Below are 23,553 nucleotides of genomic sequence, written 5' to 3' on the forward strand. Positions count from 1 at the left end.
ACAGTTGTAAAGGATAAAGATAATAAAATGGCTATAAAAAAACATTTGGCAGTAACAAGTTTATTGGGTGCAAGTTTTGCAGCCCTAGGCCAAAACTCCTTTATTGTTGAAGACCTGAAAGTTGAAGGTTTACAGCGTGTAGCACTTGGTGCAGCGCTAACACATATTCCTATTAACGTAGGCGATAATGTTGATGACTATACGATTTCAAAAACAATAAAGTCACTTTATCGTTCTGGGCACTTTGATAACATAAAAGCCCTTCGTGATGGCAACAACGTTATTTTTAAAGTAACGGAACGTCCTACCATCAGCTTCATTGAGTTTGAAGGCAATAAAGACATTAAAGACGAGCAGCTTAATGAGTCTCTTGATCAGCAAGATATTCGCCAAGGTGAACCACTTGATAAAACCGTTATCGATAGTATCGAAAAGGGCTTAGTTGAGTTTTTCCACAGTATTGGTAAATACAACGCTAAAGTAGATATCAGTATTACTAAGTTGCCTCGTAACCGCGTTAAACTTAAATTAGAGTTTGATGAAGGTGATGCAGCTTCTATCCGACAAATTAACTTAGTGGGTAATGAACTTTTTTCTAATGAAGAGCTTCTTAAACTTGCTGAATCGCAGCAAGATTTACCTTGGTGGCAGTTTATGGGTAGCGATCGCTACCAAAAGCAAACCATTGAAGGCGATTTAGAAAAAATTCGTAGTTATTATTTAGACCGTGGTTACCTACGTTTTAATATCGATTCAACGCAAGTATCAGTGAGCCCTGAACGTGAATCAGTTTACGTTACAGCTAACTTAACCGAAGGCGTAAAATATACCGTTAAAGGCTTTGACTTTATTGGTGACTTGCTTGGCCGTGAAGACTTAATTAAAAGTGTTATCCCACTTAGAGCGGGTGAGCTTTACAATGGCTCAGTCGTTACTTCGTCAGAAGAATTTATTAAAAGCTACTTAGCACGTTTTGGTTACGCTAATGCTGAAGTGCGTACAATTCCAGAAATTGACGACGAAAAGCAAGAAGTACAACTAACACTATCGGTTAATCCAGGTAAGCGTGTATACGTTCGTCGTATTATTGTTGGTGGTAACCAAAATACAGCTGATGAAGTACTTCGCCGTGAAATGACACAACTTGAAGGCGCCTGGTTATCTAATCAAAACCTTGAGCGTTCAAAACTACAAATTCAACGTTTGCCTTATATGGAAACTGTTGATTTTAACGTAGTGCCTGTACCAGGTGTGGATGACCAAGTAGATGTAGACTTTACTGTAAAAGAGCAATCAGCGGGTAGCTTTAATGCTGGTCTTGCTTATGGTTCTTACTTAGGTCTGCAGTTTAATATTGGTGTAACAGAATCTAACTTTTTAGGCACAGGTAACCAAATTGGTTTAAACCTTAACACGTCTACAGGTTCTGAAAGCTTAAGCTTATCGTACACAGACCCATACTTTACGCCAGATGGTGTATCGCAAGGCAGTAGCATTTTTTACAGAAACTACGATGCAAGTAAATTTAGCCTTGTTGAGTACAAATCAAAAAGTTATGGTTTAGGCACAAATATTGGTTTTCCAATTGATGCTGTAAATCGTGTTAACTTTGGCGCCCGTTGGATTAAAGAAGAGCTTTCGGATATTGCAGAGTACGAGCAAACGCGTGTACTTCGTGAAACATTCTTAGATCCAGACAACCCAGATGCAGGCTTTGACTTTACTAAGTATGAGCTGAGTGTTGGTTGGTCGCGTATTACAGTTAACCGTGGTTTATTCCCAACAGCGGGTTCGCGTCAAACTCTAAACTTAACAGCAACAACGCCTAACTCAGATCTTCAGTACTTTAAACTGAATTACGATTCGCGTTTTTACTGGCCTATATCAAATGACCACCGTTGGGTATTCTCAACGCGTGCAGCGCTTGGTTATGGTAATGGTTATGGTTCTACAAACGGGTATGAGCAAACACTTCCATTCCAAGAGTACTTCCGTATAACGGAAATGGAACTTCGTGGCTTTGACCGTAATACAATATTACCACGTGCTGTATCGCGTATACCGCAGTCTATTCCAGGTACGCCAGGTGCAGACGGTACTACAACCGGTAGCATTGGTGGCGCATCAGAATTTGATATTCTAGTGCCGCAAGGCCGTATTGGTGGTAATGCTAAAGCAGTGGCAGGTATGGAGCTAATTGTTCCTACGCCATTCTTAGATGAAGAAAATACCAGCTCTGTACGTACTAGCTTCTTTGTTGATGCTGCAAACGTATGGGATACTGAGTTTAACGTAGACCGCTATCAAAACTTAGGCGTTGATGAACGTGCTAAATTAGATGACTATTCAGACCCAATGCGCTTTAGGGTTTCAACCGGTCTTTCATTACAATGGATCTCTCCAATGGGTCCAATGCTGATCAGTTTTGCGTATCCATTGCAAAAAGAAGAAGATGACGATACGAAAACCATCAGCTTTAACATTAGTAACACTTTCTAAAGGAGTTTTTTGTGAAAAAATTATTTAAATCAACAGCTGTAGCAGTTTTAGCAACTTTAATGATGGGTACTTCTGTGAATGCATTTGCACACAAAGTAGGTATTGTTGATATGCAGGAAATCTACAAGCAAATTCCTCAAATGGCTAAAATTGAACAGTCTTTACAAACTGAGTTTGCTGAACGTCGTCAAGAGCTTGAAAAGTTACAAGGCGATATTCGTTTTGAAGCTGAAAAATTTAAACGCGAAAGTACAACTATGAGCCAAGCTCAAAAAGATGCACTACGTGATAAAATCCAAGGCATGCAAAAAAATCTTGCTGAACAAGGTCGTCCTTTAGAGCAAGAAATCAAAGCGCGCCAAAACCAAGAACTTGCTAAAGTTCAAGGTGTAATCATCAAAACAATTGAAGAAATTGCTAAAGACGGCGACTTCGACGAAGTTAAAGTAAAAGACACAACAATTTACTTTAATCCTAAAGAAGTAACTGATCTTTCGTCTAAAGTTGTAGCTGCAGTTAGTAAGAAATAATCACTCTATGCAAAATTATACGCTTTCGCAAATTGCGGAACTTCTAGGCGCCGAACTTCAGGGTGATGGCGCTTTAGAAATAAAAAAAATAGCGACACTTGCAAATGCCCATTCTGGGCATATTGCATTTTTAGCGAACTCAAAATATCGCTCGCAACTTGAGACTACTCAAGCTAGCGCTGTAATAGTAAGCCAAGCCGATGCTCAGTACTTTAGTGGTAGCAAAGTTATTGTTGCGAATCCGTATGTAAGTTACGCAAAATTAGCGCAATTTATGGATACAACACCACGCTCAGCCTCGACGGGTATTCATCCAAGTGCCACTGTTCATTCAACAGCGATTGTTAGTGACAGCGCCGCTATAGGGGCTAATGCAGTCATTGAAGCTGATGCGGTGATAGGTGACAATGCGCAAATTGGTCCGAACAGTTTTATCGGAGAACGTGTTAAAATAGGCTCTGGCACTAAGCTTTGGTCTAGTGTGACTATTTATCACGATGTTGAAATTGGTTCAGATTGTTTGTTTCAAGCAAATAGTGTTGTAGGTAGTGATGGGTTTGGCTATGCGAACGAACGCGGGCAATGGGTAAAAATACCTCAGCTTGGTTCAGTGATCATAGGTAACAAAGTTGAAATTGGTGCAAGCACGACAATTGATCGTGGCGCACTGGACAATACCATTATCCATAGCAATGTTATTATCGATAATCAGTGTCAAATAGCGCACAACGTTGAAGTTAATTCAGGCACCGCAATCGCGGGCTGCACCGTACTTGCAGGAAGCGTTACCATTGGCAAAAACTGTCAAATTGGTGGCATGGTTGCAATTAATGGTCACATGTCTGTATGTGATGGTGTTATAATTACCGGCATGAGTATGGTGACAAAATCAATCACCGAACCAGGTATTTACTCATCTGGTATGCCCCATACAACAAACAAAGAATGGCGTAAATCAATAGCTCACTTGCGTAACCTTTCAGACATGAAATCTCGTCTTAAAGCGCTGGAAGCATTGGCTAAGTCATAACGTTGAACACTAATAAGGATGCTATTTTGGCAAACGAATTAAATAGCCTTGATATTCAAGAAATTTTAAGTTTATTACCGCACCGTTACCCGATGCTATTAATTGATCGTGTTATTGATTTTACACCTGGCAAATCTTTACATGCTATTAAAAATGTTTCTATAAACGAACCTATATTTACTGGCCATTTCCCAAATCAGCCAATTTTTCCTGGTGTGCTAATATTAGAATCAATGGCGCAAGCCACGGGTTTATTAGGTTTTAAAACAGTAGAAAATCGTAGTGAAAACGAATTATATTTATTTGCTGCTGTTGATAACGCACGTTTTAAACAGCCAGTGATCCCAGGTGATACAATGCACCTTCATGTTGAGTTTTTAAAAGAACGTCGCAACATTTGGAAGTTTGCAGCAGAAGCTAGAGTCGACGGCAAAGTAGTGTGTAGTGCCGAAATTATGTGTGCGAGAAGAGAGTTTTAATAGTGATCCATTCTACAGCAATAATCGAACCTGGCGCTAAACTAGGTAACAATGTCTCAGTTGGTCCGTATAGTTATATTGGCAATGATGTTGTTATCGGTGATAACTGTATTATTGAGTCTCATGTTGTTGTTAAAGGGCCATCAACTATTGGCTCTGGCAATCATATTTTTCAGTTTGCGTCTGTGGGCGAAGCCTGCCAAGACAAAAAATACAACAACGAGCCAACCACATTAATCATGGGTGATAACAATGTTATCCGTGAATGTGCCACTATTCACCGTGGTACAATTCAAGACCAAGGCGTTACTAAAATTGGTAGTAATAACTTATTTATGGCTTATACACACGTTGCACATGACGCAGTAATTGGCGATAACGTAATTTTTGCTAACAATGCAAGTGTGGCCGGCCATGTACATGTAGGCGACTGGGTTATCTTAGGTGGTAATTCGGGAGTTCATCAGTTTTGTAAAATTGGTGCACATGCCTTTATTGGTATGTATTCAGGTGTTAACAAAGATGTACCACCTTTTGTTACTACCATTGGTATGCCAGCAGGCCCTGCCGCTATCAATAAAGAAGGCATGAAACGTCGTGGTTTCGAAAGTGATGAAATTATGGCTGTACGCCGTGCATACAAAGCGTTTTACCGTAAAAGCTTAGGTGCAGACGAAGCGATTGAATCTCTCACAGAAGATGCTGAAAAGTACCCTGCTGTGAAATTGATGGTCGACTTTGTTAAAAGCTCAGAGCGCGGCATTGTAAGATAATTCGCGCGTTTTGCTCTAAGCATAAAAAAACCACCCTAGATGATAAATCGAAGGTGGTTTTTTATTGCCCACGGTTTAGACCTAATTCAGTTAATACTCAGCGAGCTCAAGTTAGTATGCATCTAATTTGTATAATAAAAGTCATCCTATGCGTTTACCTAAGTTAGTTGTCACTCTTTTTATTACTTCAGCGTTAGCCGCTTGTAGTAGCCAACCTATTGTTAAATCATCTACTGGAGAGGTTACTCAAGTTGGTAAAGCATCTTTTTATGCTGACAAATATCACGGGAGAACAACTGCCAACGGAGAGCGCTTTAGCCAACAAGCCGCCACAGCAGCCCATTTAGAGTTCGACTTTGGCACTAAGGTCGTTGTTACCAACCTCGCTAATAATAAATCAGTCACGGTAAGAATTAACGATAGAGGCCCGTATGTGCGAGGTCGTATTATTGATTTATCAAAGAGTATGTTTGAAAAGATAGCCGACCCTAAAGTCGGCGTTATTGATGTATCAGTAACGGTTTTAAAACCGGGTAGTTAGCGCCACATAGTCGGGATAAGTGCTACTGAGCTCTTTATGAGAGCCTTGTGCGACTACTTTACCGCCTTCTAACCATACAACATTATCCATTTGAGCAAGTAGAGCGGGATCGTGCGTAATTGTCAGCACGCTGGCGTTATTCATAACATGCATTATTGCTTGCATTACCCCTTGCTTAGATTGATTATCAAGACCTTCTGTTGGTTCATCAAGAACTAAAATAGTAGGGTTTTTAAGTAATGCTTGGGCAATGGCTATACGCCTAGATTGACCTTGCGACACGTTACGCCCGCCAGTGCCTAATCGTGTTTTTAAACCTTCTTTTAGATCATTAAACCATGGGCTCAATTGAGCTAATGCGAGCGCTTCAATCATTTGCTCTTTAGTTGCATTTGGCGCGGCATAACGTAAGTTTTCACTTAATGTGCCATCAAAAATATGGTGCTGCTGGGCGAGTATATTTATAACATTTGCGCGTATATCATTATTTAACGAATGTAAGTCAACAACGCTATTTTGATTGTTTAGCGTTATGCTGCCTTGTTGCAAAGGCCATAAACCAGTAAGTAAATTTACAAGCGTCGTTTTACCGCTGCCGCTTCTACCTACAATCGCTACTTTTTGCTGAGGCATTAGTTCAAAACTGATATTAGTTAGCGCTGTTTGTTCACCATATTGGTAGCTAATATTGTTAAGTACTAACGTGTGATTTTGCGCGCTAAAGTTTTCATCAATGTCTACATGTTTACTTTCAATTTGCGTACTAGCTGCTTTATCTTCAAGTGTAAACAATCGCTCTGCTGCTTTTAAAACATTTGGAAGCTCTATAAACGCGTTGGGTAGTAGTAATACGCTTTCAAAGCTTGCCAGTACAAATAAACTTAACATAGCAAGTTCTACATTTACCATACTGCTTGCGTAAACCAGCGGCACAATGGTTACTATGCTAGCAAGCATGGCTAATTGAACAACCAACAAGCTTAATCCATCTGAGTTTGCCAGTGCTTTGTGGCGAATAAATAATTGCTGATTGTACTGCTCGCTTAATTCGTCGCACTTATTAAGTTGCTGCGAACGGGCTTGATAAATACTAAGCTCTCTAAGGCCTGTAAGTGTATCTGAAAGCTCAGAGCGAAGTTGTGCACTAAGTTGTGTTTCTTTATGGCTGTTTTTAGTGAGCTTTATGCTGAGTAGGGCAGGTATAACCACACCAATAAGTATAATGCCAGTAAAGCAAATAAGGGCGACGTTGCCATTATAGGCCGACATAAACAGCATGATGATTGGCACACTTAAAAGAGCGACCAGCATAGGAAGTAAAACGTTTAAATAAAATTTGTCGAGTGCGTCTACATCGTTTTGTAATCGGTTAACTAGATCAGCGCTGCGGCTCATTGCTAAATCAACATTGTTAAGCTTGCTTAACGTTGCAAATACATTGGTACGTATTTCACTTAGTAATAAAAACGTGGCGTTATGAGTAACTAGGCGTTCGCCATAGCGCGATGCTGTTCGCACAATAGCTAAAAAACGAATCGTGCCGGCAGGAGTAAAATAATTCATTTGTACGCCCGCAATACCAGCAGCGGCCATTGATGCTAAAAACCAGCCAGATATAGCCAACAGGCCCACATTAGCTAATACCGTAATCGTCGCTAAAAATGTACCCAATAGCATAGCTTTGTAATGAGGAGCACAAAGTTTTAATAAACGAATAAAATTACACATGCACCACCCCTTGTTCAGCCGTTTTTAGTAAGTCAGCAAATGCACCATTTTGCGCTGCAAGTGTTTCAAAGTGACCTTGCTCAGCTATTTTTCCATCGTGCATCACAATTATATTGCTGGCATGTTTAACGGTATTTAATCTATGGGCAATAACTAATACTAAGTTGTTTTTAGCATATTCAATAATAGCATCTTGAATAAGCAGCTCTGTTTGACTATCAAGGTGCGCTGTGGGCTCATCAAGCACTAAGACTGGTGCTTGTTTTATAAATGCGCGAGCCAGTGCAATACGTTGTTTTTGACCGCCAGAAAGCCCTTCACCTTGCTCACCTATCTGGGTGTTAAAACCATCGGGTAGGGTATTAATAAATTCAAGCACACCAGCTTGTTTTGCCGCGTGTTCAAGCTCTTGCTGTGTGGCAGTGGGTTTGGCCAATTTAATGTTGGCAGCAATGGTGTCGTAAAATAGCGTCGCTTGTTGTGGTATCCATGCAATATTATTTTGCAAGTAAGTAATATCGGTTGTACTTAAACTCTGATCATTAATAGATAGGTTGTTAATCACCTCAGGGTGAAACCCTAATAGACAATCAAACAACGTACTTTTACCTGAGCCACTACTGCCCACAACTGCAATTAAGCCTTTATTTGGCAATGTTAAATTTATATTTTTAATCCCTTCGTTACTACCAGGGTATATAAAATTAAGGTCGGTAATACTTATTGAATTAATTGTATTTAAAGTTAAATTGTTTTCAGGTGCGCTTGTAGTTACTGACGCATTTTCGTCACTTGGCAGTGGGGCATTTAAAATCGCAACCATATCGGCCGCCGCACTAATACCTTGTAAACGTGCATGGTAATGACTACCTAGTTGGCGCAGTGGTAAATAAAATTCAGGCGCTAAAAGTAGCACCACAAAGCCAGTGGCAAAATCAAGAGTGCCAAAAAATAGTCTAAAACCAATAATTACGGCAACGAGTGCCACGCTAATAGTGGCTAAAAACTCAAGTGCAAATGATGATAAAAACGCGATTTTTAAAACATCGAGTGTCGCGTGTCTAAAATCATCTGAAATTTTAGCTATTTGTTTAAGCTCGGTACATGTTGCATTAAATAGTTTTAGCTGAGTTAAACCTTGCACGCGGTCAAAAAAGTAATTGCCCAGTACAGCAAGTTGCTTCCAGCGTTTTTGGTTTAAAGCTTCGGCTTTAGTGCCTACTAAAATCATAAAAAAAGGAATGAGCGGGGCGGTTAATAAAAATATCAGCCCAGCTTTATAATCTGTCGGAAAAATAACTACCAATATTGCCAGCGGAATAAGCGCGCTGTAAGCAACACCTGGCAAGTATTTAGCATAATAGTCGTGAAGTGCTTCAACGCCATTATGCAGGGTATTTAATGTAGCGCCTTGGCCGTGTTGTTCTATATAACTAGGCCCAAGTAAGCTGAGCTTATGGAGAAGTGTTTGGCGCATAGCCGATTTTATTTTAAGCGCAGCAAATGCACTTAAGCGCTCACTTAACGCTAAAAACACCGCGCGCAATAAAATAATGCCTGCTAAGGGCCATAATAAATGAGTGACTTGGGCTAAATTATTACCTTCAAACATTACATTATGAATAGCTTGAGCCAGTAAATAAGCACCTGCAATCATCAGTAATGCGTTAAAAGTACCCAGTGCAATGCTTAACTTTAACCACACTGCAGCGGGTTTACTTTGACGCTTTAAAAAAGCGCGCAGTGATTGCTGCTGCGCGCGATCTGGTCGGGGGTTAGTCGTCATCTTTTGTGTTGTTAGCATCATTTAATAAATCGTGCATGGCTTGTTCATCATCAGCAATGCTGTTTTTATTTTGATGAAATTCGTACCACATTACATTTATTACACCTAAGGTACAGGCCAAAAGTACACCTAAAATCCAAGCGAAATACCACATTGTTTAGTCTCCTTAGTAGCTACCATGAGTGTTGTTTTCAATTTCTTCTACCGTTACTCTGCGCCACATTTTTACGTAACACCAAGTGGTGTAGGACAATATTAGTGGTACAAAAATACACACTGCAACAAACATTATATTGAGCGTTTTATGGCTCGATACCGCATCCCAAATTGTTAAGCTAATATTAGGGTTATTACTTGATGGCATAATAAATGGGAACAGAGAAACACCGGCCGTCATAATTACGCCAATTAACATTAAGCTTGTTGAAATAAGTCCAAGTGCAGGTTTATTTAATTTTGAAAACACAAGTGCACTTAATGCCATTGCAAAGGCTAAAATAGGGAAGGTCATTGTCCACGGACGAGTGCTGTAATTACTTAACCAAGCACCTTGCGCTGTAGTGACTACTTTAGCTAAAGGGTCTGCATGACTTTGTGTATCAGCCATAGATACAACTTGGTAACCCGTTAAGTTAGCCACCCAAAAACCAGCTGCAGCAAATAACACGATAAACACAATAAGAGAATAGCGACCATATTGACCCGAACGCTCTGCGACCACACTTGCTGTTCTAAGTTGTAACCACATACCCGCATGCGCAACTAACATGGTAATACTCACTAAACCTGCAAGTAATCCAAATGGGTTAAGCAAGCCAAAAAATGATCCTTGGTAGCTTACACGCATAAGGTTATCAATATTAAACGGTACGCCTAAAAATAAATTACCAAACGCAACACCAAATACTAATGCTGGAATCGCGCTGCCTGCAAGCAAGCCCCAATCCCAGTTATTGCGCCAGCGTTTTGAGTCTACTTTACTGCGGTAATCAAATCCAAGTGGTCTAAAAAACAAAGCAAAGAGTACTAGCATCATGGCAAAGTAAAAGCCCGAAAATGCAGCTGCATAAACCATAGGCCACGCCGCAAATAACGCGCCGCCTGCAGTTATAAACCATACTTGGTTACCATCCCAATGCGGGCCAATTGTGTTTATTACTGTGCGGCGCTCTGAATCTGTTTTACCAACGAGGCGGAGCAACATAGCAACGCCCATATCCATACCATCGGTAATAGCAAAACCAATAAGCAGCACACCAATGATCAACCACCAAAGCATTTTTAATGTTTCATAATCAAAAATCATGATTGCTCTCCTTCAGTTTTATCAGCTTTGCTTGGTAATTCAAAATGATACTTACCAGTATGTAGCGAGCTTGGCCCTTGCTTAACAAAGCGGATCATCAGCCAGCCTTCCACAATGGCTAAACCAGTATAGAAAACAATAAACCCAGTTAAGCTAATTAAAATATCGTTTACTGTTAGTGACGACGTGGCTAAAAAGGTCGGCAGTATTTCAGATATAGCCCAAGGTTGACGACCATACTCGGCAACAATCCAGCCAAACTCAATCGCTATCCAAGGTAGTGGAATACTCAATATGGCAGCCCATAACAACCAGCGTTTTTGCTCAATAACGCGGTGTGCGTTGTAGTAAAATGCCAATATAAATACACCTAGCATGGCCACACCACAGGCAACCATAATCCTAAATGACCAAAACATAGGGCCTACTTTAGGAAAAGAGTCTTTAACAGCTTTTTGAATTTGTTCTTCAGTAGCATCTACAACATCAGGTGTGTAGCGCTTAAGTAGCAAGCCATAGCCTAAATCATCTTTTAGAGTATTAAATTTGGCGATATTATCTGGCGTATCTTCACCGTTTCTAAGTTTTGTAAGGTATTCATAAGCAATCATACCGTTGCGAATACGTACTTCATGTTGTTTTTCTAGGTCGTTAATACCCGTTACTTGCTCATCTAGTGAGCGCGTAGCAATTAACCCAAGTGCGTAAGGTATTTTAACCGCCGCATGTGTTACTTGCTCTTCTGAATCAGGAAAACCAAATGCGGTAAACGCAGCCGGAGCTTCTTCTGTGTGCCATTCAGCTTCAATTGTGGCAAGTTTTACTTTTTGGACTTCGCCTACTTCGTAGCCTGATTCGTCACCGAGTAAAATTACACACAAAATTGACGCTAAACCAAAGCCTGATGCGACTGAAAAAGAGCGTTTAGCAAATGCTAAATCACGACCCTTCAATATGTACCAGCTACTAATACCAAGCACAAACATAGACGCTGCTACATAACCTGCCGATACAGTATGAATAAACTTAACTTGGGCTACAGGGTTAAACACAAGCTCTGCAAAACTGGTCATTTCCATGCGCATGGTTTGATAGTTAAATTCAGCGCCTACTGGGTTTTGCATCCAACCGTTGGCAATTAAAATCCACAGCGCCGACATGTTAGTACCAATGGCCATTAAAAAGGTCGCGCCTAAATGTTGGCGTTTAGAAAGCCTGTCCCAGCCTAAAAAGAACATACCCACAAAGGTCGATTCTAAAAAGAATGCCATTAAACCTTCAATAGCCAGGGGAGCCCCAAAAACATCACCTACGTAATGGGAGTAATAAGACCAGTTAGTACCAAACTCAAATTCCATGGTAAGGCCTGTTGCCACACCAATTGCAAAGTTAATACCAAACAATTTTCCCCAAAACTTAGTCATATCACGATAAATTTCGCGACCGGTCATAACATAAACCGATTCCATAATAACTAAAATCCAGGTCATACCTATCGTTAACGGTACGAATAAGAAATGAAAGAGAGCGGTAACAGCAAACTGTAATCGCGATAGATCCACAAAGGTTTCATCTATCATTATTGGCTCCTTGAGAGTGACGGATTAACAGGGCAACATTTTATTGGCAAAGTTAAAATTTAATGAACTTTCAGTAATTACTGAAAGTTTGTAATAGTATTTACGTTTGTGCAATCTTTGTCAACATACATAATTAGTAAAGCGTAATATATATTTCCTATGCTACATCAGTATTAAAAACAAACAACATAAAGCCTTAACTTAGGTAATAAAAAACCAGTTATTTAAAGCGTTTAACCAAACAGTAAAACACGGTAAACTAACAAGCATGAACGCCTGGTTTACTTGTGAAATAAAATCAAATGAATAAAGATAAAAAACAACTACGAATTGGTATTGTGGCAGGTGAACTGTCGGGCGATATTTTAGGTGAAGGCTTAATTAAAGCCCTTAAAAAACACTTTCCGGACGCTATTTTTGAAGGAATAGCAGGACCTAAAATGCAAGCGCAGGGCTGTAAAACACTTTACGACATGGATGAGCTTTCGGTTATGGGGCTTGTTGAGGTGCTAGGGCGTTTACCACGTTTGCTTAAAATACGTAAACAACTCGTGCAGCATTTTGTAGATAACCCACCTGATGTATTTATAGGTATTGATGCACCGGATTTTAACTTACGTGTAGAAAAGCCACTTAAAGATGCGGGTATTAAAACCGTACAGTATGTAAGTCCGTCTGTTTGGGCGTGGCGCGAAAAGCGCATTCATACAATAAGTGCAGCCACTAACTTAGTGTTAGCATTATTACCATTTGAAAAAGAGTTCTACGATAAGCACCAAGTGCCATGTACATTTGTGGGGCATACCTTGGCAGACGACATAGCACTTGAGCACGACGATACTAAAGCACGAGAAGAACTCGGCTTAAGCCTTGATGACAAAGTACTGGCGCTGCTACCTGGTAGTCGAGGCTCTGAAGTTGGTTTGCTAAGCGAGACTTACATTAAAACAGCTGCTGAGCTGCAAGCTAAAAACCCCAATCTTAAAATTGTGGTGCCGTTGGTTAACGAAAAACGCAAAGCGCAGTTTAGTGATATATTAAACGCTACCGCACCAAACCTTAATGTTAACCTGCTTGATGGGCAATCAAAATTAGCGATGCAAGCTGCTGATGCTATTTTATTAGCCTCGGGCACAGCAACACTTGAAGGTATGCTTTATAAAAAACCAATGGTTGTGGGCTATAAAATAAAGCCTTTGAGCTATTGGATTTTTAAAACTTTATTTACGTTTAATATTAAGTACTTTTCGCTGCCTAATTTATTAGCCGACGAAGAGCTAGTGCCTGAGTTTTTACAAACCGAGTGTAATGTGACTAACTTAACAAACGCACTTACCCCTATGCTCAACACAGATAACAAAGAGCTAAAAGCACGCTTTTTAGCTATTCACGAAAAAATCAGATTAAATGCCAGTGAACAAGCAGCCAATGCTGTGGCGGAGTTAATAAATGCAAATTGATAGACCCAATGTATCCTTAATTGCTGGTGTAGATGAAGTAGGGCGCGGCCCGCTTGTTGGTGATGTAGTCACTGCCGCCGTCATTTTAGATCCCACTAAACCAATTGCAGGTTTAGCAGATTCTAAAAAATTAACGGATAAAAAACGCCAAGCACTTGCAGTTGAAATAAAAGAAAAAGCATTGTGCTACGCGTATGGACGCTGCAGTCCAACAGAAATTGATGAGTTAAATATTCTACACGCAACGATGCTTGCCATGACTCGCGCAGTAGAGGCATTAAGCACACAACCTGAATTTGTATTTATAGATGGTAATCGATTGCCAAAACTCACTATGCCAGCACAAGCTGTTGTTAAAGGTGATAGCTTAGTGGCCGAAATTTCAGCAGCGTCTATTTTAGCTAAAGTAGCGCGCGATGACGAAATGCTTGAACTTGATGCACGCCACCCAGAATATGGTTTTGCAGGGCACAAAGGGTATCCCACTAAAGCGCACTTTGCAGCGCTTGAACAGTACGGTGCAATTGACGAGCATCGTAAAAGCTTTAAACCTGTGCAGCGGGTTTTGGCGCAAGCCAATGGTGAGGGCTAAGCATGGCTGCTCCTGATTTTGTTCATTTAAGAGTTCATTCAGACTTTTCGATGGTTGATGGCCTTGCTAAAACAAAGCCAATCGTCGCAAAAGCGCAAGAGCTGCAAATGCCAGCCATTGCAATTACCGATCAAATGAACTTTTGTGGTTTAGTGCGTTTTTATGGCGCCACGCATAATGCAGGTATTAAACCTATAGTGGGTGCTGACTTTTGGGTTCGTAGCCCAGAGTTTCCTGATGAGCCAAGCCGCTTAACTATATTAGCCAAAGACAACGACGGCTATAAAAATATTACCTTGCTGATATCTAAAGCTTATCAGCGTGGGCATGTATTTCATCGCCCTGTGATTGACCGCGAGTGGTTAGTTGAGCTAAAAGCAGGCTTAATTATTCTCTCAGGCGCTAAAGACGGTGACTTAGGTAAAGCATTATTAAAAAATAATCCGACTGTAATTGAATCGGTTGTTAGTTTTTATAAGCAGCATTTTAGCGATAACTACTACCTAGAGCTTGTTCGCACCAATCGACCGCTTGAAGAAGATTACTTGCACATGGCGGTAGAGCTTGCTGCTAAAGAGCAACTACCGGTTGTAGCGACCAACGAAGTGGTGTTTTTAAAGCCCGAAAACTTTGAAGCGCACGAAATTCGTGTTGCTATTTTTGACGGTTACACGCTCGATGATAAGCGCCGCCCTAAACGGTTCTCTGAAGAACAATATCTAAAAACACCTGAGCAAATGGCTGAGTTGTTTAGCGATATTCCAGAAGCCCTACAAAATACCGTAGAAATCGCTAAGCGTTGTAATGTAACTGTGCAATTAGGTACTTACTTTTTACCTGATTACCCAACCGGCTCGCTTAAAATTGAAGACTTTTTAGTTAAAGTGTCACAAGACGGCCTAGAAGAGCGACTACAGTTTTTATTCCCCGACGAAGAAGATAGAAAAGTAAAACGTGTTGAATACGATGAGCGTCTTGCAATTGAGCTCGGTGTAATCAACCAAATGGGATTCCCAGGTTACTTCTTAATCGTAATGGAGTTTATTCAGTGGAGTAAAGATAATAATATTCCAGTTGGACCTGGTCGTGGTTCCGGTGCGGGTTCGTTAGTTGCGTACGCGCTTAAAATTACCGACCTTGATCCACTTGAGTTTGACTTACTCTTTGAGCGATTCTTAAACCCTGAACGTGTATCAATGCCCGATTTCGACGTCGATTTTTGTATGGATAGACGAGACGAAGTAATTGATCACGTGTCGGCTTTGTATGGTCGGGATGCGGTTTCGCAAATTATTACCTTTGGGACCATGGCTGCAAAAGCGGTAATACGCGATGTAGGGCGAGTGCTTGGCCATCCTTACGGGTTTGTTGATCGAATTTCAAAATTGATTCCGGGTGACCCCGGTATGACACTTGCCAAAGCGTTTGATGTAGAACCGCGCTTGCAAGAAGCCTACGATGGCGACAATGAGGTAAAAGACTTAATCGACATGTGTCGCATCCTTGAAGGGTGTACACGTAATGCCGGTAAACATGCGGGTGGCGTAGTAATATCGCCAACCACTATTACCGACTTCGCTGCGCTTTATTGCGACGACGAAGGTAAGTTTCCAGTAACACAGTTTGATAAAAACGATGTAGAAACAGCCGGCCTAGTTAAGTTCGATTTCTTGGGTTTACGTACACTGACTATATTGCAGTGGGCGGTCGATATGACCAATGTGCGCATGAAGCGCCAAGGTAAAGACCCCGTTGATATAAACACCATTCCACTGGATGATAAAAAAAGTATTGAGTTGCTACTTCGCGCCGAAACGACTGCTGTATTCCAGCTAGAGTCGCGTGGTATGAAAGACTTAGTACGCCGCCTTAAGCCCGACTGCTTTGAAGATATGATTGCACTTGTGGCCTTGTTCCGCCCAGGTCCACTGCAATCAGGCATGGTAGATAACTTTATCGACCGAAAACTGGGCCGCGAAGAAATCTCATACCCAGATGCGCAGTATCAGCACGAAAGCTTAAAACCAATACTTGATCCAACCTACGGCATTATTTTGTATCAAGAACAAGTAATGCAAATTGCGCAAGTACTAGCAGGTTACACGCTAGGTGGCGCCGACATGCTGCGTCGTGCAATGGGTAAGAAAAAACCCGAAGAAATGGCAAAGCAGCGTTCAACATTTGAAGATGGCGCAAGAAATAACGGCATTGACGGCGAGCTTGCGATAAAAATCTTCGACTTGGTAGAAAAGTTCGCAGGTTACGGTTTTAACAAATCTCACTCAGCAGCTTACGCACTCGTATCGTATCAAACATTGTGGATGAAAACGCATCATCCTGCAGAGTTTATGGCTGCGGTAATGTCGGCCGATATGGATAACACCGACAAAATAGTTATTTTGGTGGATGAATGTGAAAACATGAAGCTCACCTTATTACCACCAGACGTAAATGCAGGTGAGTTTAAGTTTACAGTAAACCTTGAAGGTGAAATTGTTTACGGCATTGGCGCGATAAAAGGCGTAGGTGAGGCACCGGTTGAAGCAATTTTAGAAGCGCGTGCAAAAGGCGGCCCATTTAAAGATTTATTTGATTTTTGTGCCCGTGTTGATTTAAAACGCTTAAATAAACGTGTTACTGAAAAATTAATTTACGCAGGTGCTTTGGATCAATTAGGACCAGAGAAAACCCAATCTGGGCGTGCTACATTACTAGCCAGTTTAAAAGATGCTATGCGTGCGGCCGATCAACACAACAAAGCTGAGCAATTAGGACAAAGTGACTTATTTGGTTTATTAGCCACTGAGCCTGATGAAGTTGAACAAGCTTTTATTAAAGCCACAGGGCTTACTGATAACGAGTGGTTAGATGGCGAAAAAGAGACGCTAGGCCTTTATTTAACTGGGCATCCAATAAATCAGTACCGCCGTGAGCTTAGGCATTACACTAGCGGAAAAATAGTTGATTTACAGCCAACTAATCGTGATGTGTTTGCAACGGCAGCTGGTTTAGTTATTGCTTCTAGAGTATTAATTAATAAAAAAGGAAATCGTTGGGCCTTAGTAACTTTAGATGACAAGAGTGCACGGATTGATGTACGCTTGTATTCAGACGAGTTTGAAAAGTACCAAGATATGCTCCAAGTTAACAATATCTTGGTAATATCTGGACAGGTCAGCTTTGATAACTTCTCCGGTGGTATTACAATGACCGCCAGAGAAATAAACACCATTGCTCAAGCGCGTGAAAAGCGTATTAAAGCGATTAAAATGACGCTGAACATGGTGCAAATCGAGGCAGGTTTCTTCGATAAATTACAAAAAGTACTCGAACCCTATAAAATGGGAACGTGTCCGATCAAGGTTTATTACCAACGTCCAGATGCGTTGGCGCAATTAACTCTTGGGATCGAATGGTGTGTTACGCCAAGTGACGACTTAATCCATAAGTTATCACTAATGGCTGCGCAAGATGTAGAACTAGAATTTAACTAATTAGGTAGTTTAGAGCATGAGCCTCAATTATCTTGATTTTGAGCTTCCAATTGCAGAATTAGAAGCAAAAATTGAAGAATTACAAAGTATCAGCCGCGCTGGCGAATTAGACCTTGAGTTAGAAGAGGAAGTCAGCAAATTAAAAGAAAAAAGTGCCAAACAAAAACAGGAGATTTTTTCTAATTTAGGCGCTTGGCAAGTATCACAGTTAGCACGTCATCCGTTGCGTCCTTACACTCGAGATTATATCGAGCGCATTTTCACGGAATTTGACGAGTTTGCTGGCGATCGTACTTTTGCTAACGATCCAGCTATTTTAGGTGGCATTGCGCGTTTAGATGGCGAACCGGTAATGGTTATTGGCCAACAAAAAGGTCGTGATACTGCTGAAAAAATTAAACGTAACTTTGGTATGCCAAAGCCAGAAGGTTACCGTAAAGCATTACGCTTAATGGAAATGGCTGAGCGTTTTAAAATGCCAATCATGACCTTTATTGACACACCAGGTGCATACCCAGGTGTTGGCGCTGAAGAACGTGGTCAATCTGAAGCAATCGCACGTAACTTAAAAGTAATGGCGTCACTTAAAGTGCCGACAATATGTACAGTTATTGGTGAAGGCGGTTCAGGTGGTGCATTAGCGATTGGTGTTGGCGACAGAGTTAACATGTTGCAGTACAGCACTTATTCTGTAATTTCGCCTGAAGGTTGTGCGTCTATTCTTTGGAAAAGCGCTGACAAAGCACCGCTTGCAGCAGAAGCAATGGGTGTAACTGCAGAGCGCGTTAAAGAGCTAGACTTAATCAACAACTTAGTTGATGAGCCACTAGGTGGTGCACATCGTAATTACGATGCTATGGCACGTAACTTAAAAGTACGCCTTAAGCGTGACCTAGCAGACTTACAAGCGCTTACGCTTGAAGAAATGCTTGATCAACGTTACAAACGTTTAATGTCGTTTGGTTATTGCTAAACACATTAATTGTTAAAAAAAAGCCGCTTATGCGGCTTTTTTGCTTTAAAATGTTCAGAGTTTTTATATAAAAGTGCGGCCATATGCATACAACAGCAATTTATCAGCAATTAAAAAAATCACTAAATAGCTATATTGAGCAAGGTAACACTGTTTTTACTGTGGCGCTTTCTGGTGGTGTTGATTCTGTGGTGTTGCTGCATTTAATGCGTGCTTTAAGAGCCGATAATCCTGCAATTGATGTATCGGCTATTTATGTTCACCATGGCTTGAGCCAGTATGCTGATGACTGGCAACGCTTTTGCAAGAATGTATGTATTGAGCTTGATGTGCCTTTTAAAGTCGCAAAAGTTGTAATTGAGCAGCAGTCGCGAACGAGCCTTGAAGCCCAAGCTCGCGATGCACGTTACAAAGCACTTGATGAGCTAAGCCCACAAGGCAGCATTGTTTTATTGGGCCAACATTTAAACGACCAAGTAGAAACGTTTTTACTGCGCTTAAAGCGTGGCTCGGGTTTAAAAGGGCTTGGCGCCATGCACCAAGCGCGTTTGCTGCAAAGTGGCCGTGTATGTTTTAGGCCATTGTTAAACGTAAAGCGAAGCGATATAGAAGCGTTTGCAGTGCGCTTTAGTATTAACCACATAACTGATGACTCAAATACAGATGAAAGTTTTGACCGTAACTTTTTACGCTCAAAAATAGTACCTGTGTTAGCCGAGCGCTTTACTGGGTTTGAACAATGTACAGCACGAAGTATTGAGCTACTACAACAACAGCAAACATTACTTGATGAATACACTCAGCTTGATTTAAATAAGTGTATTAACGAGCACCAAGCACTGTGCATTAGCCAAATAAGTGAATACAGCTCAGCGCGTATTGCAAATATAGTACGTGCGTGGCTTGCATTATTTACACAAGTCATGCCATCGCAAAAGCAGCTTGAGCAAATTATTAATCAAGCAATGTGCGCAAAAAACGACGCACAAATGCGTATTGATTTGCTTGATGGGCAAATACGTCGCCATCAAGGTTATTTGTATTTTGTAACACCAAGTGAAGTATTAACAGATATTGAGCTGAATCATTCGCAGCTAAAACTTGCAGACGGGCGCTTATTAATTAAAAGCATTGGTTTTGGAGTAAGACCTCCACACTCAAATGAGCAAGTAATAGTGCGCTTTAATTGCAATAGCGCACGTATTAAACCATTTAAAAAGCCTGGTAGTAATACAGTTAAGCATTGGTTTAAAGATGCAAAAATAGCGCCGTGGCTACGCGCCAGTGTACCACTTATTTTTTATAATGATGAATTAGTTCAAGTGGTTGGTTATTTTATAAGTGCTAAGCATGTTGATGAAAATGGTATTTTTTGGGAGTGTAAATAAATGAGTAAACAGCCGCATGTTGGCTTATCGTTAGTAACAAAAGCGCCAATGGGTATGCTAATAACAGCGCTTATTGCTGTTATCGCTAATGTTTTACTTGAGTTAAATATAGTTACGTTAGGTTATGCAGTCGCTGGTGGGATTGCATCTGCAGTACTTTTATTAGCTTATTGGTTAGGTAAAGGTGGATTGTTTTTTATTTTAGGCGTGAGCCTGCCACTGCTTTTAGTATTATTTACACCGCTTGCGACTATTACTGCATTACTTAATTTAATTAGCGGGTTCTTTTTTGGTTTTTGTGCTGCGTTGTTTATTTATAAATTGGTAAGTGCAAAGCCTAGCGGGGGAAGCTAGGCTTTTTTATTTAATGCAGTTAAGTAAAGGCTAATATGCTTTTGCGCAGTTTCTACCTGATGCCTTTGCTTTGTATAAACCTTTATCTGCTCGAGCAAATATCTCAGTTTCGCAATCTTGGCTGTTAGCTAAAGTAAAACCAATACTGGTTGTTACTTTATACTTAGACATTAATGGCGATTTTCTTACTAAGCACATTATACGCTCAGCAATCACTTTATTAGTTGTAAACTCAGGATCTTCAATAAGTAAAGCAAACTCATCACCACCAAATCTAAATACCGAATCAGTGCCGCGTATACTACTACACAGTACTTTTGAAAATTCTTTAAGTGTATCGTCACCAATTTTATGGCCGAAGTTGTCGTTAACTTGTTTAAAGTTATCTAAATCAAGCAACATTAAACTAAATGGACGTTGATAACGGCGACAGTTTTCAAGCTTTTGAAGTAAAAAGTCATTAAATTGACTACGATTATTTAAACCGGTTAACGCATCCTTTGTGGCAAGCTTTAGTACGCGACTATACATCATCGCATTACGAAGTGGATAAACCAGCGCAGTATGTAATGTATGTAATTTTTTCTCAATTGCGTGACCAAGCGGGAATTTACTAAAATAAATTAGCTGCCCTAAGTGGTCTTTATTAATCGCTAAATCAAAAATATAGGGTGTACTATTTGTATCACTTTGTGATGTTTGAGCAGTACCTAAAGTTGATTGAAACTGCAATCCAGAAAAATTGAGCAATTGTTTTGCAAATTTAGCGTAAATAGCCAGAACATCCTCGATCACTAAGCTTGTTTGTAGCTCTGCGACGAGTTCATGCGTTTCAGTTATTTCATTTGTAGGTGATTGTTCAGCCGAAAACGGCAAAAAATCACCGCGACCAGACACACGCTGCGTCAAAATATGGACGTTTTCCATTAAATTCTCCCCCGAGGGTGTTGCTTTGCAATAACTAAGCTATTTTTGTGCCACATTTTAAAATTGCATGAAAAACATATGGTTGTTATATTTACTTACAAGCTACTAGTTTAATTTAAACGCGAGGCTGCATTTGCAAAGTATTAATGCTCAAATTTTTGGCTTATTAGTCGCGGCAGTTCTTTTTGTGTGGTTTTTTAAGCGCATTGGCTTGCCGCCTATTTTAGCGTACCTAGCAACGGGGGTTTTAGCCGGTAGTCATGGTATTGGCTGGCTTGCACAATCTCACGAAATAGAGTTTGTAGCTGAACTGGGTATTGTGTTTTTGTTATTTAGTTTAGGGCTAGAATTTTCTATTTCTCGGCTAATGGCAATGCGCAACCTAGTATTTGGTTTGGGCTCATTACAAGTAGGTATAACCAGTTTACTCTTCATTATTATTCTATATTGCTTAAACTTTTCATTACTCACCAGTTTTACCATCGGCACAATTATGGCACTTTCTTCAACCGCTGTGGTTGTTAAGCTATTAAAAGAAACGGGGGAGCTCAATCAGCGCCGTGGGCAATTAGCCGTTGGTGTACTGCTTTTTCAAGATATTGCTGTTGTTCCTCTATTAATAATACTTCCTTTATTTGCATCAAGTGACTCTCAAAGTATTGGCTGGGCTTTAGCGTTTGCCCTAAGTAAAGGCGCATTTGTATGTGTGCTTCTTTGGGCAATTGGTAAATGGGTATTGCCCATTGTGTTTAAAGAAATAGCGCAAGTACGAACCGATGAGTTATTTGTACTTACCACCATATTAGTCGCGTTGTTTGCAGGCTTTTTAACGTATATGTTTGGCTTGTCTATGGCGCTAGGTGCTTTTTTAGCCGGAATGATGTTAGGTGAGAGCCATTACAGGCATCAGTTAGAGGCCGATATACGCCCATTTCGCGATATTTTAATGGGGCTATTTTTTGTTACTGTAGGTATGCAGCTGGATATTTTATTTGTACTGGGGCATATCGTAATAATTATTGGCGCCTTGCTGGGTTTACTGGTATTAAAAATTGCAGTGGTAGCCTTTAGCGCGCGGCTAATGCATGAGCGAAACCAAGATTCACTCGCCTGTGGCATTATGCTGTGGCAAATGGGGGAGTTTGGCTTTGTACTTATTGCACTTGCTGGCCAGCATCAATTATTAAATTCAGAGCAAGCTTCATTTTTAATTGCCCTTGGTGTGCTTTCAATGGCATTTACCCCATTTTTGATTGATAAAACGCCATTTATTTTAAAGCGTTTAGGCATACTCGATCGCCCAAGTTTGGCGCTCGAGAGTGAGCCACAAAGTAGTACGCTTTATAGTGACCATGTTGTTATTTGTGGTTTTTCGCGAGTTGGGCAAACTATAGCGCGTTTTTTAAAGCCCGAAGCAATAGACTATGTTGCGATTGAAAGTAACCCAATTTTAGTACAAGAAGGCAAAGCGGCGGGTGAGCCTGTCATATTTGGCTATGTTAAACAAAAAGATATTTTAAAGTGCGCAGGAGTAGAGCGAGCTCGCTTGGTTATTATTACTTTTACAGAGTTTGATCACGCTCAAGTTGTGATTGATGCCATAAAGCAAATAGCACCCAATGTTAAAATACTCATTCGTACCCGTGACGATAGCCAGCTAGATTATTTAAAAGAGCTAGGTGTAACCGAAGTAGTACCTGAGTCGTTAGAGGCAAGCTTAATGCTCGTGTCGCATGTGTTGTCTATGTCGGGCGTACCGATGACGCGTATTGTGCGAAGAGTAAGTAAAGAGCGTCGTAATCGTTATCCGTTAATGCAAAGCTTTTATGCAGGCTATTTTAAAGATAACGAAGATACATCAAGTGACCGGTTAGAGTACTTACATGTGGTTGCTCTGCCTGATAAAGCTTATGCAGTTAATAAAACAATCGAAAATCTAAATTTAGAAAAGCGTCGGGTACTGGTAAAAGCGCTGCGCAGAGAAGGAGCCGAAATAGACACGCCATCAGCAAAAACAACCTTATTGGCTAATGACGTTTTAGTGTTACAAGGTAAACCAAGGCGTGTTGAGCGGGTAGAGCACTACCTGCTCGACGGAATAGAATAACGTTTC

Annotated in this window: 19 protein-coding genes; 13 read left to right on the top strand and 6 right to left on the bottom strand. The window is 40.6% G+C overall.

The annotated features are described in order from the left end of the window. Positions 1 to 27: 27 nt before the first annotated feature. The 6 genes from bamA (at position 28) to H5118_RS14355 (ending at position 5,852) form a co-directional block, all read left to right on the top strand. Positions 28 to 2,499 carry an outer membrane protein assembly factor BamA gene (gene bamA / locus H5118_RS14330; RefSeq protein WP_024596248.1) on the top strand — a complete coding sequence of 824 codons (2,472 nt, stop codon included), beginning with the start codon at positions 28 to 30 and terminating at the stop codon, positions 2,497 to 2,499. A gap of 11 nt (positions 2,500 to 2,510) precedes the next feature. After that, complete coding sequence (locus H5118_RS14335; RefSeq protein ID WP_002958312.1) at positions 2,511 to 3,029, top strand: OmpH family outer membrane protein; 519 nt, start codon at positions 2,511 to 2,513, stop codon at positions 3,027 to 3,029. A 7-nt stretch (positions 3,030 to 3,036) separates the two neighbouring features. Continuing rightward, positions 3,037 to 4,059, top strand: coding sequence for a UDP-3-O-(3-hydroxymyristoyl)glucosamine N-acyltransferase (gene lpxD / locus H5118_RS14340; protein WP_024596249.1), 1,023 nt, complete (start codon positions 3,037 to 3,039; stop codon positions 4,057 to 4,059). 26 nt (positions 4,060 to 4,085) lie between these two features. Further along, on the top strand, positions 4,086 to 4,538 hold the full coding sequence (gene fabZ, locus H5118_RS14345) for a 3-hydroxyacyl-ACP dehydratase FabZ (RefSeq protein WP_002958310.1): 453 nt from the start codon (positions 4,086 to 4,088) through the stop codon (positions 4,536 to 4,538). A 2-nt stretch (positions 4,539 to 4,540) separates the two neighbouring features. After that, positions 4,541 to 5,311: an acyl-ACP--UDP-N-acetylglucosamine O-acyltransferase gene (lpxA, locus tag H5118_RS14350; RefSeq protein ID WP_182749219.1), complete on the top strand. Its 771-nt coding sequence runs from the start codon at positions 4,541 to 4,543 to the stop codon at positions 5,309 to 5,311. Between the two features lie 148 nt (positions 5,312 to 5,459). Next, positions 5,460 to 5,852: a septal ring lytic transglycosylase RlpA family protein gene (locus tag H5118_RS14355; protein WP_024596251.1), complete on the top strand. Its 393-nt coding sequence runs from the start codon at positions 5,460 to 5,462 to the stop codon at positions 5,850 to 5,852. Here the strand turns inward: H5118_RS14355 and cydC are convergent. From cydC to H5118_RS14380, 5 genes are read right to left on the bottom strand one after another with little or no spacing between them, the layout of a single operon-like run. After that, the gene (cydC, locus tag H5118_RS14360) at positions 5,835 to 7,580 is read right to left on the bottom strand and encodes a thiol reductant ABC exporter subunit CydC (protein WP_182749220.1); all 1,746 of its coding nucleotides are present in this window, start codon (positions 7,578 to 7,580) and stop codon (positions 5,835 to 5,837) included. The genes H5118_RS14355 and cydC overlap by 18 nt on opposite strands. After that, the gene (cydD, locus tag H5118_RS14365; RefSeq protein ID WP_182749273.1) at positions 7,573 to 9,366 is read right to left on the bottom strand and encodes a thiol reductant ABC exporter subunit CydD; all 1,794 of its coding nucleotides are present in this window, start codon (positions 9,364 to 9,366) and stop codon (positions 7,573 to 7,575) included. Before cydD ends, cydC begins: the two co-directional genes overlap by 8 nt. Then, positions 9,356 to 9,520, bottom strand: coding sequence for a cytochrome bd-I oxidase subunit CydX (cydX, locus tag H5118_RS14370; protein ID WP_002958303.1), 165 nt, complete (start codon positions 9,518 to 9,520; stop codon positions 9,356 to 9,358). The genes cydD and cydX overlap by 11 nt, the downstream gene beginning before the upstream one ends. A gap of 12 nt (positions 9,521 to 9,532) precedes the next feature. Continuing rightward, complete coding sequence (cydB, locus tag H5118_RS14375; RefSeq protein WP_002958302.1) at positions 9,533 to 10,672, bottom strand: cytochrome d ubiquinol oxidase subunit II; 1,140 nt, start codon at positions 10,670 to 10,672, stop codon at positions 9,533 to 9,535. After that, a complete protein-coding gene (locus tag H5118_RS14380; RefSeq protein ID WP_182749222.1) occupies positions 10,669 to 12,252 on the bottom strand; it encodes a cytochrome ubiquinol oxidase subunit I in 1,584 nt (527 codons plus the stop codon). Before H5118_RS14380 ends, cydB begins: the two co-directional genes overlap by 4 nt. 302 nt (positions 12,253 to 12,554) lie before the next feature. Here H5118_RS14380 and lpxB point away from each other — a divergent pair, with 302 nt between their 5' ends. From lpxB to H5118_RS14410, 6 genes are all read left to right on the top strand, one after another. Further along, positions 12,555 to 13,712 carry a lipid-A-disaccharide synthase gene (gene lpxB, locus H5118_RS14385; protein WP_182674388.1) on the top strand — a complete coding sequence of 386 codons (1,158 nt, stop codon included), beginning with the start codon at positions 12,555 to 12,557 and terminating at the stop codon, positions 13,710 to 13,712. Then, positions 13,702 to 14,304 carry a ribonuclease HII gene (rnhB, locus tag H5118_RS14390; protein WP_165723758.1) on the top strand — a complete coding sequence of 201 codons (603 nt, stop codon included), beginning with the start codon at positions 13,702 to 13,704 and terminating at the stop codon, positions 14,302 to 14,304. The genes lpxB and rnhB overlap by 11 nt, the downstream gene beginning before the upstream one ends. A 2-nt stretch (positions 14,305 to 14,306) precedes the next feature. Further along, positions 14,307 to 17,798 carry a DNA polymerase III subunit alpha gene (dnaE, locus tag H5118_RS14395; protein WP_138488763.1) on the top strand — a complete coding sequence of 1,164 codons (3,492 nt, stop codon included), beginning with the start codon at positions 14,307 to 14,309 and terminating at the stop codon, positions 17,796 to 17,798. A gap of 16 nt (positions 17,799 to 17,814) precedes the next feature. Further along, positions 17,815 to 18,771: an acetyl-CoA carboxylase carboxyl transferase subunit alpha gene (accA, locus tag H5118_RS14400; protein WP_002958297.1), complete on the top strand. Its 957-nt coding sequence runs from the start codon at positions 17,815 to 17,817 to the stop codon at positions 18,769 to 18,771. An 83-nt stretch (positions 18,772 to 18,854) separates the two neighbouring features. Then, entirely contained in the window at positions 18,855 to 20,159 is a 1,305-nt protein-coding gene (tilS, locus tag H5118_RS14405; protein WP_182749224.1) for a tRNA lysidine(34) synthetase TilS, read from the top strand. Next, positions 20,160 to 20,513 (top strand): hypothetical protein, encoded by a 354-nt coding sequence (locus tag H5118_RS14410; protein ID WP_024606283.1) that lies wholly within the window; start codon positions 20,160 to 20,162, stop codon positions 20,511 to 20,513. A 30-nt stretch (positions 20,514 to 20,543) separates the two neighbouring features. Here the strand turns inward: H5118_RS14410 and H5118_RS14415 are convergent, their stop codons facing one another. After that, on the bottom strand, positions 20,544 to 21,440 hold the full coding sequence (locus H5118_RS14415) for a GGDEF domain-containing protein (protein WP_182672024.1): 897 nt from the start codon (positions 21,438 to 21,440) through the stop codon (positions 20,544 to 20,546). Positions 21,441 to 21,573: 133 nt separating this feature from the next. Between H5118_RS14415 and H5118_RS14420 the strand changes: the two genes are divergently transcribed. Then, the gene (locus tag H5118_RS14420; protein WP_182696037.1) at positions 21,574 to 23,547 is read left to right on the top strand and encodes a monovalent cation:proton antiporter-2 (CPA2) family protein; all 1,974 of its coding nucleotides are present in this window, start codon (positions 21,574 to 21,576) and stop codon (positions 23,545 to 23,547) included. The last annotated feature ends 6 nt before the right edge of the window (positions 23,548 to 23,553 follow it).

Source organism: Pseudoalteromonas sp. SR41-1, assembly GCF_014164015.1.
GTDB classification, from domain to species: Bacteria; Pseudomonadota; Gammaproteobacteria; order Enterobacterales; family Alteromonadaceae; genus Pseudoalteromonas; species Pseudoalteromonas distincta.